Here is a 14,966-nt window from a genome sequence, read left to right as displayed (position 1 = left end):
GCCAGATGATCGGACGGCCGCGTCCGGCTCGGACAGCCTGTGCGGCTTCGGTCCGGGCGGCGTGCGGTCCGTGCGGCCCTAGGCGCGCGGCGCGCAGCCCAGCACGTGGGCCTTCACCAGCGTGCCGATCTGCGGATCATGGGCGAGGAACGCGTCGACGAGCGCCTGGTGCTCCTCCGCGTACGACTTCTGGACCGTGCCCAGCCAGCGGATCGACAGGGCGGTGAACACCTCGATGCCGAGCCCCTCCCAGGTGTGCAGCAGCACCGCGTTCCCGGCGGCCCGGACCATCTCCCGGTGGAAGCCCACCGTGTGCCGCACCTGCGCCTCGCCGTCGGCCAGCCGGTCCGCCTCGTACAGCGCCGCCACATGCGGCTCCAGCGCCGAGCAGTCCCCGCCCAGCAGCGGGGCGGCCAGCTCCGCCGCGATCTGCTCCAGACCGGCCCGCACCGGATAGCTCTCCTCCAGGTCGGCGGCCGTCAGATTGCGGACCCGGACGCCTTTGTTGGGGGCCGACTCGATCAGCCGCAGCGTCTCCAGCTCGCGCAGCGCCTCCCGGACCGGCGTCTGGCTGACCTCCAGCTCGGTGGCGATCCGGCGCTCCACGATCCGCTCGCCCGGCTTCCAGCGCCCGCTGACGATCCCCTCCACGATGTGCTCGCGGATCTGTTCGCGCAGCGAGTGGACGACGGGCGGGGCCATGAGGTGCTCCTTCGGGGGCAGACCGGTGCTGCCTACATCATCACGGTGGCGGCGGCCGCCCGTGGTGTTTAGACAATACGGCGGCGCCCCCGCCCGGAAGGTGTTCCGGACGGGGGCGCCGCTGGTGAGGCTGGTTACAGCCGGAGCGCTCAGAGGCCCAGCTCGACCTCGAACTCACCGGCCTCCAGGATCGCCTTGACCGACGTCAGGTAGCGGGCGGCGTCCGCGCCGTCCACCAGACGGTGGTCGTAGGAGAGCGAGAGGTACGTCATGTCGCGCACCGCGATGGTCTCGCCGAGGTCCGGGTGGTCGATGACCACCGGGCGGCGGACCGTGGCACCGATGCCCAGGATGGCGGCCTGGTTCGGCGGCACGATGACGGTGTCGAAGAGCGCACCGCGCGAACCGGTGTTGCTGATGGTGAAGGTGGCACCGGACATGTCGTCCGGGGTCAGCCCGCCACCGCGCGCCTTGCCGGCCAGCTCGGCGGTCTTCTTGGAGATGCCGGCGATGTTCAGATCGCCCGCACCCTTGATGACCGGGGTCATCAGACCCTTCTCGGCGTCCACGGCGATGCCGATGTTCTCTGAGTCGAAGTACGTGATGGTGCCCTCGTCCTCGTTGATCCGGGCGTTGATGACCGGGTGGGCCTTCAGCGCCTGGGCCGCCGCCTTCACGAAGAACGGCATCGGGGACAGCTTGACGCCCTCACGGGCGGCGAACGCGGCCTTCGCCTGGTTGCGCAGCTTCATCAGCTTGGTGATGTCGACCTCGACGACCGAGGTCAGCTGGGCCTGCGAGTGCAGCGCCTTCATCATGTTGTCGCCGATGACCTTGCGCATGCGGGTCATCTTGACCGTCTGACCGCGCAGCGGGGAGGCCTCCAGCTTCGGCGCCTTGGCGGCGGCCGGAGCGGCGGGCGCCGGAGCGGCGGCGGCGGCCTTGGCGGCCTCCGCGGCGGCGACGACGTCCTGCTTGCGGATACGGCCACCGACGCCGGTGCCCTTGACCGCGCCCAGGTCGACGTTGTTCTCGGCCGCGAGCTTGCGGACCAGCGGCGTCACGTAGGCGCCGTCGTCACCGGAGGGCGCGGCCGGGGCGGCCGGTGCCGGGGTGACGGGGGCGGGCTGCGCGGGGGCCGGTGCCGGAGCGGCGGGGGCCGCCGGGGCCTGGGCGGCGGGAGCCGGAGCGGGGGCGGCCGGAGCCGGGGCGGGAGCCGCCGGGGCCTCCTGCTTCGGAGCCTCGGCCTTGGGGGCCTCGGCCTTCGGGGCCTCCTGCGCCGGGGCGGCGGGCTGCGCCGGAGCGGCGGCCGGGGCCGCGCCCGGAGCACCGATGACGGCGAGCTTGGCGCCGACCTCGGCGGTCTCGTCCTCACCGACCACGATCTCCAGCAGCACACCGGCGACCGGGGCGGGGATCTCGGTGTCGACCTTGTCCGTGGAGACCTCGAGCAGCGGCTCGTCCTCCGCGACCTCCTCGCCGACCTCCTTCAGCCAGCGGGTGACGGTGCCCTCGGTGACGCTCTCGCCGAGCGCCGGGAGGGTGACGTCGGTGCCCTCGGCGGAACCGCCGGAGGCGGCCGGAGCCGCGGCCTCGGGGGCCGGAGCGGCGGGGGCCTCGGCAGCCGGGGCCGGGGCCTCCTCGGCCGGGGCGGCAGGCGCCTCGGCGGCCGGAGCCGCGGCCTCGGCCGGAGCGCCGGAGCCGTCGTCGATGACGGCCAGCTCGGCGCCGACCTCGACGGTCTCGTCCTCGGCGACCTTGATGGAGGCCAGGACACCGGACGCGGGGGCCGGGATCTCGGTGTCGACCTTGTCGGTCGAGACCTCGAGCAACGGCTCGTCGGCCTCGACGCGCTCGCCCTCGGCCTTCAGCCAACGGGTGACAGTGCCCTCGGTGACGCTCTCGCCGAGCGCCGGAAGGGTTACGGAAACCGACATGGTTTCAGTTGCTCCTTACGAAAATGCGGAAGTGGTCGGTCGTCGCGCCCGGAACGGGGGATCAGTCGTGGGCGTGGAGGGGCTTGCCGGCCAGCGCCAGGTGCGCCTCGCCCATCGCCTCGTTCTGCGTCGGGTGGGCGTGGATGAGCTGGGCGACCTCGGCGGGCAGCGCCTCCCAGTTGTAGATCAGCTGGGCTTCGCCGACCTGCTCGCCCATGCGGTCGCCCACCATGTGGACGCCGACCACGGCACCGTCCTTGACCTGGACGAGCTTGATCTCGCCCGCGGTCTTCAGGATCCTGCTCTTGCCGTTGCCCGCGAGGTTGTACTTGAGGGCGACGACCTTGTCCGCACCGTAGATCTCCTTGGCCTTGGCCTCGGTGATGCCGACGGAGGCGACCTCGGGGTGGCAGTACGTCACCCGGGGCACGCCGTCGTAGTCGATCGGGACGGCCTTGAGGCCGGCGAGCCGCTCCGCCACGAGGATGCCCTCGGCGAAGCCGACGTGGGCCAGCTGGAGGGTCGGGACGAGGTCGCCCACGGCCGAGATCGTCGGCACGTTGGTCTGCATGTACTCGTCGACCAGGACATAGCCGCGGTCCATCGCGACGCCCTGCTCCTCGTAGCCCAGGCCCTGCGAGACCGGGCCGCGGCCGATCGCGACGAGGAGGATCTCCGCCTCGAAGGTCTTGCCGTCGGCCAGGGTCACGCGGACGCCGTCCTGCGTGTACTCGGCCTTCTCGAAGAACGTACCGAGGTTGAACTTGATGCCGCGCTTGCGGAACGCGCGCTCAAGAAGCTTCGAGCTGTTCTCGTCCTCGACCGGGACGAGGTGCTTCAGGCCCTCGACGACCGTGACCTCGGTGCCGAAGGACTTCCACGCCGAGGCGAACTCGACGCCGATGACGCCGCCGCCGAGCACGATGGCCGACTTCGGGACGCGGTCCAGCTTCAGCGCGTGGTCCGAGGAGATGATCCGGTTGCCGTCGATCTCCAGGCCCGGCAGCGACTTCGGCACGGAGCCGGTCGCCAGCAGCACGTGGCGGCCCTGGACGCGCTGGCCGTTCACGTCCACCGAGGTGGGGGAGGAGAGCTTGCCCTCGCCCTCGATGTAGTGGACCTTGCGGGAGGCGACGAGACCCTGGAGACCCTTGTACAGGCCCGCGATCACGTCGTCCTTGTACTTGTTGACGGCCTCCATGTCGATGCCCTCGAAGGTGGCCTTCACGCCGAACTGGGCCGACTCGCGGGCCTGGTCCGCGATCTCGCCCGCGTGCAGCAGTGCCTTCGTGGGGATGCAGCCGTTGTGCAGGCAGGTGCCGCCGACCTTGCCCTTCTCGATCAGGGCGACGTCCAGGCCCAGCTGCGCTCCGCGCAGGGCCGCGGCGTAACCGCCACTGCCACCGCCGAGGATCACTAGGTCGAAAACGGTGCTGGCGTCGTTCGCCACGTCACGTCCTCCATGCATGTGCGCCGTACGCCGGGCCCCGTCGCTGGGGTGTGACCGGCCGGTCGGCTGGTGTTCGGCCGCTTTTGTCTTCGGCCCTGTGGTGGGGGCCCTGTCCTGCCGAGAACCCATCTTCGCACTTGTCGACGGTGAGCGGGACGCGGGGCCCGGGTCCGGGACGGATGATCGTCCGTTCCGGAGGGTTACTGCTGCGTAGTTGCCTACGGATTCGGCCGGTGTTCATCGAGAGCGAAACCCCGGCCGTCCTCCGTCACCCTCCTGGCCGCTTTCGCCGGGACAACACGTACGGCCCCGGACCTATGCCCGGGGCCGTACGCGGACGATCACTCAGCCCAGGTCGCCGTCGGCGGTGCGCTCGGCCAGCCGCACCAGGGTGCGGACCGCGGAGCCGGTGCCGCCCTTGGGCGTGTAGCCGTACGGGGCGCCCTCGTGGAAGGCCGGGCCCGCGATGTCCAGGTGGGCCCAGGCGATGCCCTGGCCCACGAACTCCTTCAGGAAGAGACCGGCCACCAGGCCGCCGCCCATCCGCTCGCCCATGTTGGCGATGTCGGCGGTGGGGGAGTCCATGCCCTTGCGCAGGTCGGCCGGGAGCGGCATCGGCCAGGAGGCCTCGCCGACCTCCTCCGCGATCTCGTGGATCGAGGTGCGGAAGGCGTCGTCGTTGGCCATGATCCCGAAGGTGCGGTTGCCGAGCGCCAGCACCATCGCGCCGGTCAGGGTCGCCACGTCGACGATCGCGTCCGGCTTCTCCTCCGAGGCGCGGGTCAGCGCGTCGGCCAGGACGAGCCGGCCCTCGGCGTCGGTGTTGAGGACCTCGACGGTCTTGCCGCTGTACATGCGCAGCACGTCACCGGGGCGGGTGGCGTTGCCGGAGGGCATGTTCTCGGCCAGCGCCAGCCAGCCGGTGACGTTGACCTTCAGCCCCAGGCGGGCGGCCGCGACGACGGCGGCGAACACGGCGGCGGCACCGCTCATGTCGCACTTCATCGTCTCGTTGTGGCCGGCCGGCTTGAGCGAGATGCCGCCCGAGTCGTAGGTGATGCCCTTGCCGACGAGGGCGAGGGTCTTCTCCGCCTTGGGGTGGGTGTAGGCGAGCTTCACCAGGCGCGGGCCGTGGGTGGAGCCCTGGCCGACGCCCAGGAGACCGCCGAAGCCGCCCTTGACGAGCGCCTTCTCGTCGAGCACCTGCACCTTGATGCCGTGCTCCTTGCCCGCGGCGGTGGCCACGGCGGCGAAGGACTCGGGGTACAGGTCGTTCGGCGGGGTGTTGATCAGGTCGCGGGCGCGGTTGATCTCCTCGACCAGGGCGAGGGCGCGCTCGACGGCCGCCTTGTACGCCTTGTCGCGCGGCTTGGCGCCGACGAGGGCGATCTCGGCGAGCGGGAGCTTCGGGCCGCTGTCCTTGGCCTTGGCGTCCTTGGGGGCGAGCTTGTTCTCGCCGCCCTGGTAGGCGGTGAAGGCGTACGAGCCGAGCAGGGCGCCCTCCGCGACGGCCGCGGCGTCCTCGACGGAGCCGGCGGGCAGCGCGAACCCGGCCTTCTTGGAACCGGCCAGCGCACGGGCGGCGGTGCCCGCGGCACGGCGCAGCGCCTCGGCGTCGTACGCGTCCTCCTTGTCCGGGACCGGGCCGAGTCCGACCGCGACGACGACCGGGACCTTGAGGCCGGACGGCGCGGGCAGCTTGGTCAGTTCGCCCTCGGCTCCCACGGCCCCCAGGGTCGCGAGAACGGAGGCGAGCTTTCCGTCGAACGCCTTGTCCACGGCCTCGGCGCCCGGCGCGAGGACCAGGTTCCCCGACTTGGAGCCGGCGCCCTTCGCGACGCCGACGACGAGTGCGTCGGCGCGCAGCGTCGCCGCACCGGCAGTGCTGAGAGTGAGAGCAGTCACGGTGGTGAATTCTCGCTTCCGTTGAGTTCCTGTTCGGCCGAGGGGTGGGGCGACCGTGCCCGGCGCATCGTAGACGTCTGTGCGACGTGCCGTGAACGAGCCTACGCGCGCCGTTCGCCCGGAGTTACGGCGGCGGGCGGTTCCCGACCGGTAAGGCGGTCGGTTCCGGCCGGACGGGGAACCGTTTCGCGCCGGTACGGGGCGGGACTCCGCCGGGGCGCCGGGGGTTTCGGCCGGTACGCCGACGGGCCCGCGAGCCCGCACGGCGTCCGGCCCGCCTGCACGGCGTCGGGACCGGGCGGGTGTCCGGGTCCGCACGGCGTCGGGACCGGGCGGGTGCCGCAGGCGCTCACGGCGTCGGGGCCGGGACAGGGCGCGCAGGCCCTCGCGGTGTCAGGGTCCGAGCGCCAGCACCACCAGGGCCGCTGTCGCCGCCGTCTCCGCCACCCCGCCGAACACGTCCCCGGTCACCCCGCCGAACCGCCGAACGCAGTGCCGCAGCAGGAGTTCGGCGGCGCCCAGGGCGGCCACCACCGCGAGGGCGTGGTGCACTGCCCCGTACGGGCCGTACGCCGCGCCCGCCGCCGCGCACAGGGCTACCACCGCCACCGCCGCGGCCACCGCCCGGCCCACCGGGACCGTGCCCGCCACCACCGCGCCGAGCCCCTCCGGCCGGGCCGCCGGGACCCCCTGACGGGACGCCAGGGTGAGCGCGAGCCGGGCGGCGGCGGCCGCCACGACGGCCCCGAGCGCGCCGCGTGCCCAGCCCCCCTCCCCGTACAGCTGGAAGAGGACCGCGACCTGGGCCAGCAGCACCAGGAGCAGGGTGATGACACCGAACGGCCCAATGTCGGACTGCTTCATGATCCGCAGCGCTTCCTCCGCCGGTTTCCCGCTGCCCAGCCCGTCCGCCGTGTCCGCCAGGCCGTCCAGGTGCAGCCCCCGGGTGAGCGCGGCGGGCACCGCGACGGAGGCGACCGCGGCGAGCAGCGGCCCCGACCCGGCCAGCAGCGACAGCGCGCCGAGCACGGCGGCGAGCAGCCCGACGACGAGCCCGGCGAGCGGGGCGAGGAGCATGCCGCTCCGCGCGGTCGCGCGGTCCCAGCGGGTCACACGGACGGGCAGCACGGTGAGGGTGCCGAAGGCGAAACGCAGGCCATGGCCGTTCAGGGAGGTCACCGCGGGCAGGCTAGCCGCTCCCGCCGCCCGATAGATTGGCGCGAAACATGCTGGAAGTGATGAAAAGCCAGAAATCGGGAGCGGGTGGCATGGGTATCTGGTGGCACACCAACATCGCCGAGCCGGGCAAGCTCCCCCTGCTCCTCGCGCTGGCCGCCTTCGTCCTGACCTTCGCGATCACGCGCACGATCACGCGGATGATCCGCGCGGGGAAGGGCCCGTTCCGCAACATCACCCCGGGCGGGCTGCACATCCACCATGTGGTGCCCGGGGTCGTGCTGACGGTGGTCGGCGGCTTCGGGGCGGTGGCGTCCGGGCGGCACGGGGTGGCCGCCGGCCTCTGCGCGGTGGTCTTCGGGGTCGGGGCCGGGCTGGTGCTGGACGAGTTCGCGCTGATCCTCCACCTGGACGACGTCTACTGGACCGAGGAGGGCCGCCAGAGCGTGGAGGTGGTCGTGCTGACCGCCTCGCTGGTGGTGCTGGTCCTGGCGGGATTCTCCCCGCTCGGCGTGAACGACGTGAGCGACGAGGAGCAGCAGGGCAGGCTCGGCGTCATCACCACGTACGTGATCAACTTCTGCTTCGTCCTGATCACGCTGTTCAAGGGCAAGACCCGGATGGCGGTCGTGGGCACCCTCGTCCCGTTCGTCGCGCTGGTCGGCGCGCTCCGCCTGGCCCGCCCCACCTCGCCCTGGGCCAGGCGGTTCTACCGCAACCGCCACCGCGCCCGCTCCAGGGCGGTGCTGCGCGCCTACCACCACGACGTGCGGTGGGCGGGCCCGCGCCGGAAGTTTCAGGACCTCATCGGCGGCGCCCCGGACCGCACCCCGCTGCCACCGGCCCGCAAGTCCTGATCCCGGCCCGCCCGCCGCCGCCCGAGCCACTCCCGTACGGCACAGACCACCAGGACCGCGGCGATGGAGGCCAGATGCTCCCGGCCCGCCAGGTTGTCCTTGACCAGGACCTCCACGACCATCGCGACGATCACCAGCGCCCCGGTGAACCAGGCCCGCCGGGCATGGCAGACGTACACCGCGAGCCCCACCACCGCCGCCGACGGCCCGGTGTCCACCACCTGCGCGTCCGAGGCGGGCAGCCCCAGGAACGCGTCCGGGCCGAGCGCGATGCCGACCCGGGCGTACAGCGTCCCCGCGAGCGTGGCCACGTACGCGATCACCAGCGTCCGCCACCGCCCCAGGCACACCTCCGCGATGCCGAACACCAGCAGGATCTGCGCCAGCGCGCCCCACACCGGCAGATCGAGCGCGGGGACGAAGAGCGAGAGAGGCGTGCGCAGCAGCGCCAGCCACACCGGATCCTCGGCCCGCACCGCCCCGAGGGCCTGCACGGGGCCGTGGCCCCACGACTGGTTCTGGACCAGCTGGACGGTCGCGGTCAGCGTCACCGCGGTCAGGGTCAGTGCGAGCGCCCGCACCCCGCGCTCGCGGAGCCCGTTCCGTACGGTGGTGAAGAGCGGGCCCCACTCGCGCAGCGCGGCCCGGCGGAGCGCCGGGAAGCGACCCGTCCGCGTCCCGGAGCCGGCTGTTCCGGATCGGCCCGTTCCGGTGCTGCCCGTCCGGGTGGTGCTCATCTCGGGGCGCCGAGACGCGCGCGGTGCAGCCACTTGGGCAGCCCCGGCGCCTCCAGGAACCCTTCGGCGCGGCCCGCCGCGACGGAGATGCGCGCCAGATCGGCGCTCTTCTCGAACAACATGAAACGCGGCTCCCAGATCGGTCGGTACTTGGCGTTGGCCCGGTAGAGCGACTCGATCTGCCACCAGCGCGAGAAGAAGCCCAGCAGCGCACGCCACAGCCTCAGCACCGGTCCCGCGCCGAGCCGCGATCCCCTCTCGAAGACGGAGCGGAACATGGCGAAGTTGAGCGAGACCTGAGTGATCCCGATCTCGCCGGAGCGCTGGAGCAGCTGGATCACCATGAACTCCGTGAGACCGTTCTCCGCCTCGCGGTCACGGCGCATCAGGTCCAGGGAGAGGCCGTGGGGGTCCCAGGGGACGAAGCTGAGGAGCGCCCGCAGCTCGCCCTGCTCCCCGCCCTCGCCCGCGTTCCGGCACTCCAGCATCACGCACTGCCCGTCCGCCGGGTCCCCGAGCCGGCCGAGCGCCATGGAGAAGCCGCGCTCGGTGGCCCCGTCGCGCCACTCGTCGGCACGCCGGACCAGCTCGGCCATCTCCGCCTCGGGGATGTCCGCGTGGCGCCGGACGGTCACCTCGTAACCGGCCCGCTTGACGCGGTTGTAGGCCTGGCGCACCCCGCGCATGGCCCGCCCGTCGAGCGTGAACTCGGCCGTCTCCACGATCGCCTCGTCGCCCAGCTCCAAGGCGTCCAGCCCGTGCCGGGCGTAGACCGTGCCCGCCTCCTCGCTCGCCCCCATCACGGCCGGGATCCAGCCGTGCTCCCGGGCCTCGGCGAGCCACGGGTCGATCGCGCCGGGCCAGGCCTCCGGGTCGCCGATCGGGTCGCCGGAGGCCAGCGAGACCCCGCCGACCACCCGGTAGACCACGGCGGCCTTCCCGGTCGGGGACCACACGGCGCTCTTCTCCCGGCGCAGCGCGAAGTAGCCGAGCGAGTCCCGCTCGCCGTGCTTGTCCAGCAGGGCGCGCAGCTTCGCCTCGTCCTCGGCGGAGAGCGGGTCGACCGCCCGGCGGGAGCGGAACGCGGCGTAGACGACGGCGATCAGCAGCAGCGTCGAGAGGATGTTGATGACCACGTCGACCCAGCCGGGGGTGGTGATCCCGGGGAAGCGCGAGTCGTCGGCGGCCACCGAGACCAGCCGCAGCGCCCCGTAGCGCCAGCGGTCCAGGAAGGTGGAGCGGTAGCCGTCGTGGGCGGTGTTGGTGACGGTGACCAGGGCGGTCGCGATGAGCGAGGTGACCAGCAGCCCCACCACGGCGACCAGGGCCGCCAGCTTCGGGTTGGAGCGGTCGCCCTTGGCGTAGAACTCCCGCCGCCCCAGCACCAGCGCCACGACGAAGGCCGCCGTCAGCGCCAGCGAGACCCAGTTCTGGGCGTGCTGCCGGATCTCCGCGAAGAAGAACGCGAGGATCAGGGCCAGGAGCACCAGCCCGCCGAGGACCGTGTTCACGATCCAGGCGGCCCGCTTCCGCCGCCGCATCGTGACCGCCAGGAACAGGGCGATGACCCCGGAGGAGAACCCGGCGGTGAGCAGGTACGGCGTGAAGTAGTTCTCGGTGTTGTGGCGGCGCAGGTCCTGGCCGAACGTGACCCAGACGGCGCTCAGGAAATTGATGAACGAGACGACGCGCAGGTACCAGATGGCGAACGCGGCACTGCGCCGGGACCGAGCGGTACTGCGCCGGGCTGCCTCTTCGGCCGATCGAACCTCTCCCATAGGAGAGGATCATATGGCGCATTACAGACATATGGGCGGGTGTGGAGTGCGCGGGGGTACGGGGAGGAGGGCGGCGGGCGCCCCCGCCGCCGCCCGCCCCGCCCACCGGTCACGCCCCCTCAGGTCGCGTCGAGCACCGTCACGTCGTCCGCGTCCGGGATCTCGGAGGGGCCTTCGGCGTCCTCCTCGGCCGCCACCGGCGTACGCTCCGGCAGCTCGGCGGCGAGCGCGGCCGCCGCCTGCACCAGCGGCAGGGCCAGCAGCGCCCCCGTGCCCTCGCCCACCGTCACCCCGTGGTCCAGCAGCGGGGTCAGCGCCATCCGGTCCAGCGCCTTCGACTGCGCGGGCTCCCCGCTGACCTGCCCCGCCAGCCACCAGTCCGGCGCCCGGAACGCCGCCCGCTGCGCCACCAGTGCGCAGGCCGCCCCGACGACCCCGTCCAGGATCACCGGCATCCGCCGCACCGCCGACTGGAGCAGGAACCCCGTCATCGCGGCCAGATCCGCCCCGCCCACCGTGGCCAGCAGCTCCAGCTGGTCACCGAGGACCGGCCGGGCCCGCCGCAGCGCGTCCCGGATCGCGGCGCACTTGCGCATCCAGGCCAGGTCGTCGATGCCCGCACCACCGCGCCCGGTCACCACCGACGCGTCGGTGCCGCAGAGCGCGGCGACCAGCGTGGCGGCGGCCGTGGTCCCGCCCACGCTCAGGTCCCCGAGCACCACCAGATCGGTGCCGGAGTCGGCCTCCTCGTCGGCGATGGCCATGCCCAGGCGGACGGCCCGCTCGGTCTCCTCGGCGGTGAGGGCGTCCTCGATGTCGATGCGCCCCGATCCCCGCCGCACCCGGTGCCGTACGACGGACTCGGGCAGCAGCTCCGGGTCGCAGTCGACGCCCGCGTCCACGACGCGCAGCGGCACCGCGAAGCGCCGGGCCAGCACCGCCACCGGGCTCGCCCCGTCCAGGGCCGCCCGGACCAGCTCATGGGTGGTGCCCGCGGCCCGCCCGGAGACGTCCAGCTCCGCCACCCCGTGGTCGGCGGCGAAGAGGACCACACGCGGCTGCTCGACGGCCCTGACCGGAACGGACTGCTGCGCGGCGCTCAGCCACTCGCCCAGCTCGTCGAGCCGGCCCAGCGCCCCCGGCGGGACGATCAGCCGCTCCCGCCGTTCCTCGGCGTCGCGCCGGACACCCCCGTCGGGGCGTTCGATCAGGTCGGAGAAGTCGTCCAGATTCACGGAGGTCTGCCTCGCGGGTCGTCACGTCGGTTTCCGGTCCGGGAACCCGGCGCCGGGCCCCTGCCGGGAACAGTACCGCCCGCCCTGAGGGAGCAGTCCGGCACCGGTGACACCCCTTCACGGGCGCGGCACCGCCCCGGGGCCCCGCCACGGGCGTGGGGCTGCCGCGTGAGACCTGTTCACGGACGCGGAGCCGCCGCGTGAGACCTCTTCACCCCTGAGCCGGCCCCACCCGAGGCCTCGTCACGGGCGCAACGCCCCCGCCCAGACGCCCCCACCCCACCCGGATCCCTCACCCGTCCGGACCCCCTCGTCCTGCCCGGCCCCCCGCTCCCCGTCCGGCCCCCCACCCAGCCCGGCCCCCCTCACCCCCGTACCACCACCGCCTGCCCCGCCACCACCAGCAGGACCTCCTCGCACTCGGCCGCCACCGCCGCGTTCAGCCGCCCCAGCTCGTCCCGGAAGCGCCGTCCCGCCGGGGTCGCCGGGACCACGCCCGAACCCACCTCGTTCGTCACCAGCACCACCTGGCGCCGGGTCCCGCGCACCGCCGCGACCAGTTCCGCGACCCGCGCCCGCAGAGCGGTCTCACCGCTCTCCCGCCACCGCACGTCCTCCCAGGCGTCCACCCGGTCCATCGCGTCGGTCAGCCACAGCGCCAGGCAGTCGATCAGCAGCGGCGGCCCCTCCGCCGCCAGCAGCCCCACCAGCTCGCAGGTCTCCTCGGTCCGCCAGGCGCCCGGCCTGCGCTCCCGGTGCAGCGCCACCCGGGCCGCCCACTCCGGATCCCCGTCCCGCCGCCCGCCGGTCGCCACGTACACCACCTCGGGGAAGGTCTCCAGCCGTCGCTCCGCCTCCAGCGACTTCCCCGACCGGGCGCCCCCCGTCACCAGCACCCGGCGCGGCGCGTCCGGCACCACCGGATACGCGCCCACCGTCAGCGTCGTCCCGTCCGGCACCGCCCGCGCCCCGGCCGCCGCGAGGAGCCGGTCCAGCGCCGCACCCGGCGGGGCGTCGTGGTCCAGATGGACCGCGATCACCTCGGTGGCCGGCCCGACCGCGCCCACCGCGCGCAGCCGCGCCACGGCGTCGGGGCGCCCCACCACATCGCAGACCACCAGGTCGTAGGGGCGCTCCGCCCGCCCGTCGAGACCGGCGGGCGCGGCCCCGGGCGGCAGGTACAGCAGCCGCTCGCCGTCCGGTGAGCCGACCTCGTAACCGGTCCCCGGCGCGTCCATCGGCGCGGCCCGCACCCGGTGCCCGCTGATCAGCGTCAGCACCTGGCCGTCCGGCACCCGCCCGGCCGGCGGCAGGGCGGGCGGCAGCTCGACGGCGGGCCCGTCGTGCGGATGGGTCAGCAGCACCTGGCGTACCGCGCTCAGCGAGTGCCCCGCGCGGGCGGCCGCGAAGACCGCCCCCGGGGTCAGGTCGAGCAGCAGCGCGTCGTCGACCAGCAGGGCGGTCGCGGCCCGCGCCCACGGGCCGCGAGCCCGGGCGCAGACCGCGCAGGGGCAGGAGGGGCGGGGCAGTCCTTCGGGGGCTCCGGTGCCGAGCAGAGTCAGTTCCACACCTTGATCCTCCCGCGTCCCCCCGCCAGGTGCGCGCCCGGCTAGGCTTCGGGCAGCAACTGACCCAGGATCGGGCAGCAACGTGACCCAGGAGGCGGACATGGCGTGGACGTGGCGGTTCGAGAAGTCCGACGGTACGGAGACGGAGCCGGCGCTGCAGCCGGAGGAGTTCACCACCCAGGGCGACGCGGAGTCCTGGATCGGGGAGTACTGGAAGGAACTGCTGGAGGGCGGTGCCGCCCAGGTGACGCTCTTCGAGGACTCGACGAAGATCTACGGCCCGATGAGCCTCCAGGCCGACGGAGCCTGAGACCCGGACACCGGAAGGGGCGGTACGGAATCTCCCGTACCGCCCCTTCCGCCGCCCACCGGGCTCAGATCTCCCCGAGGGTGACCTCCGCCGTCCTGCTGTCGCCGCCCCGGGTGTACGTCACGGTCACCTTGTCGCCCGGCTTGTCACCCGCCAGCGCCTCGGAGAGCGAGGTGACGGTGGTGACCTCGGAGTCCCCGATCTTCGTGACGATGTCCCCGGCCCGCAGCCCCGCCTCGTCCGCGGCCCCGCCCCGGTCCACGCTCACCAGCGCGACCCCGGCCGGCCGGTAGGAGTCGTCGACGACCGTACGGCCGGTGATGTTCAGCGCCGCCCGGCCCGAGTCGGTGACCTTGCCGTCCTTGATGATCTGGTCGGCGACCGTCCGCACCATCGAGACGGGGATCGCGAACCCGATGCCCGGCGCCGCGCTGTCGCCCAGCTGCGGGTCCGTCGCCGCCAGGGTCGGGATGCCGATCACCTCGCTCCGCAGGTTGACCAGCGCCCCGCCGCTGTTGCCCGGGTTGATCGCCGCCGAGGTCTGCACCATGTTGGCGATGGTCGCGCCGGTGCCGCCGCCCGAGCGGCTCTCGCTCACCGTCCGGCCGAGCGCCGAGACGATGCCCTGGGTGACGCTGCTGGAGAGGCCGAGCGGCGAGCCCATCGCCAACACGATCTGCCCGACCTCGACCTTCTCCGCGTCACCGAACTTCGCGGGCTTCAGCGCGTCGGGCACCTCGTCGAGCTTGATGACCGCGAGGTCCTGCTCCGGATAGGAGGAGACCAGCGAGGCGTCCATCACCGTCTCCCCGGTGGCGACGGTGACCTTGAACGACTTCTCCTCGCCGATCACATGCGCGTTGGTGACGATATGGCCCTTGTCGTCGTAGACGATCCCGGAGCCGAGGCTGTCAGACGCGTCGATCTGCACCACCGAGGGCAGCACGTCGTTGATGACGGCCTGGTAGGCGGCCTCCAGATCGCCCGTGTCACGCGTCACGGAGCCCTGGGCCGTACCGGAGGGGACGGCCTTCGGGGCGGCGGGGGCGGCGGCCGGATCCGCGCCGGAACACCCGGCCGCCAGGGCCAGCGCGCAGGCCCCCGCGGACAGGGGAAGCAGCAGACGCCGTACGCGGCGGGGGGAGCGGGGAGCCGAGGGGGATGCGTCGTCCAGAACCGGAATCTCCATAACCGGAGTCTGGTGCCCCCACCCTTTCGGGTGCCTCTGCTGATGGGCCGAACGAGGGCCGCCCCGCACAGCCGGCGAGAGCCGTCGGCGTACGGCCCGTGAGGCCACCCCGTACGGCCTGA

The 14,966-nt window shown here is 73.4% G+C and carries 12 protein-coding genes; 2 read left to right on the top strand and 10 right to left on the bottom strand.

Features of this window, described 5'->3' with window-relative positions; translation table 11 throughout:
• Nucleotides 1-78: 78 nt before the first annotated feature.
• From ACQ9ZG_RS07675 to ACQ9ZG_RS07655, 5 genes are all read right to left on the bottom strand, one after another.
• Nucleotides 79-702 carry a GntR family transcriptional regulator gene (locus ACQ9ZG_RS07675; RefSeq protein ID WP_109916438.1) on the bottom strand — a complete coding sequence of 208 codons (624 nt, stop codon included), beginning with the start codon at nt 700-702 and terminating at the stop codon, nt 79-81.
• A 149-nt stretch (nt 703-851) separates the two neighbouring features.
• A complete protein-coding gene (sucB, locus tag ACQ9ZG_RS07670; RefSeq protein ID WP_018486727.1) occupies nt 852-2,639 on the bottom strand; it encodes a 2-oxoglutarate dehydrogenase, E2 component, dihydrolipoamide succinyltransferase in 1,788 nt (595 codons plus the stop codon).
• A 61-nt stretch (nt 2,640-2,700) separates the two neighbouring features.
• Entirely contained in the window at nt 2,701-4,089 is a 1,389-nt protein-coding gene (gene lpdA, locus ACQ9ZG_RS07665) for a dihydrolipoyl dehydrogenase (protein ID WP_084996017.1), read from the bottom strand.
• A 345-nt stretch (nt 4,090-4,434) separates the two neighbouring features.
• Nucleotides 4,435-5,994 carry a leucyl aminopeptidase gene (locus ACQ9ZG_RS07660; RefSeq protein WP_084996018.1) on the bottom strand — a complete coding sequence of 520 codons (1,560 nt, stop codon included), beginning with the start codon at nt 5,992-5,994 and terminating at the stop codon, nt 4,435-4,437.
• A 393-nt stretch (nt 5,995-6,387) separates the two neighbouring features.
• Complete coding sequence (locus ACQ9ZG_RS07655; protein WP_499280168.1) at nt 6,388-7,173, bottom strand: adenosylcobinamide-GDP ribazoletransferase; 786 nt, start codon at nt 7,171-7,173, stop codon at nt 6,388-6,390.
• 89 nt (nt 7,174-7,262) lie between these two features.
• On the opposite strand from ACQ9ZG_RS07655, the gene ACQ9ZG_RS07650 reads away from it, so the two are divergent.
• Nucleotides 7,263-8,027 (top strand): hypothetical protein, encoded by a 765-nt coding sequence (locus tag ACQ9ZG_RS07650; RefSeq protein WP_109917630.1) that lies wholly within the window; start codon nt 7,263-7,265, stop codon nt 8,025-8,027.
• On the opposite strand, the gene ACQ9ZG_RS07645 is transcribed toward ACQ9ZG_RS07650, so the two are convergent.
• The 4 genes from ACQ9ZG_RS07645 to ACQ9ZG_RS07630 all read right to left on the bottom strand — a co-directional run bounded on the left by ACQ9ZG_RS07645 (nt 7,967) and on the right by ACQ9ZG_RS07630 (nt 13,345).
• Nucleotides 7,967-8,764: a hypothetical protein gene (locus ACQ9ZG_RS07645; protein ID WP_258312499.1), complete on the bottom strand. Its 798-nt coding sequence runs from the start codon at nt 8,762-8,764 to the stop codon at nt 7,967-7,969. The genes ACQ9ZG_RS07650 and ACQ9ZG_RS07645 overlap by 61 nt on opposite strands.
• Nucleotides 8,761-10,542 carry a phosphatidylglycerol lysyltransferase domain-containing protein gene (locus ACQ9ZG_RS07640; protein ID WP_109914111.1) on the bottom strand — a complete coding sequence of 594 codons (1,782 nt, stop codon included), beginning with the start codon at nt 10,540-10,542 and terminating at the stop codon, nt 8,761-8,763. The genes ACQ9ZG_RS07645 and ACQ9ZG_RS07640 overlap by 4 nt, the downstream gene beginning before the upstream one ends.
• A 119-nt stretch (nt 10,543-10,661) precedes the next feature.
• Complete coding sequence (gene cobT, locus ACQ9ZG_RS07635) at nt 10,662-11,777, bottom strand: nicotinate-nucleotide--dimethylbenzimidazole phosphoribosyltransferase (RefSeq protein ID WP_499280166.1); 1,116 nt, start codon at nt 11,775-11,777, stop codon at nt 10,662-10,664.
• A 365-nt stretch (nt 11,778-12,142) separates the two neighbouring features.
• Complete coding sequence (locus ACQ9ZG_RS07630) at nt 12,143-13,345, bottom strand: bifunctional adenosylcobinamide kinase/adenosylcobinamide-phosphate guanylyltransferase (RefSeq protein WP_499280164.1); 1,203 nt, start codon at nt 13,343-13,345, stop codon at nt 12,143-12,145.
• 100 nt (nt 13,346-13,445) lie between these two features.
• Here ACQ9ZG_RS07630 and ACQ9ZG_RS07625 point away from each other — a divergent pair, with 100 nt between their 5' ends.
• Entirely contained in the window at nt 13,446-13,655 is a 210-nt protein-coding gene (locus tag ACQ9ZG_RS07625; RefSeq protein WP_006123939.1) for a hypothetical protein, read from the top strand.
• Nucleotides 13,656-13,719: 64 nt separating this feature from the next.
• Here the strand turns inward: ACQ9ZG_RS07625 and ACQ9ZG_RS07620 are convergent, their stop codons facing one another.
• Nucleotides 13,720-14,844 carry a S1C family serine protease gene (locus ACQ9ZG_RS07620; RefSeq protein WP_050451173.1) on the bottom strand — a complete coding sequence of 375 codons (1,125 nt, stop codon included), beginning with the start codon at nt 14,842-14,844 and terminating at the stop codon, nt 13,720-13,722.
• Nucleotides 14,845-14,966 lie beyond the last annotated feature (122 nt).

This window comes from Streptomyces araujoniae (assembly GCF_050871195.1).
Lineage (GTDB): Bacteria > Actinomycetota > Actinomycetes > Streptomycetales > Streptomycetaceae > Streptomyces > Streptomyces bacillaris.
Note: the sequence above shows the minus strand (reverse complement) of the source record. Positions and strands in the feature narration are given on the sequence as shown.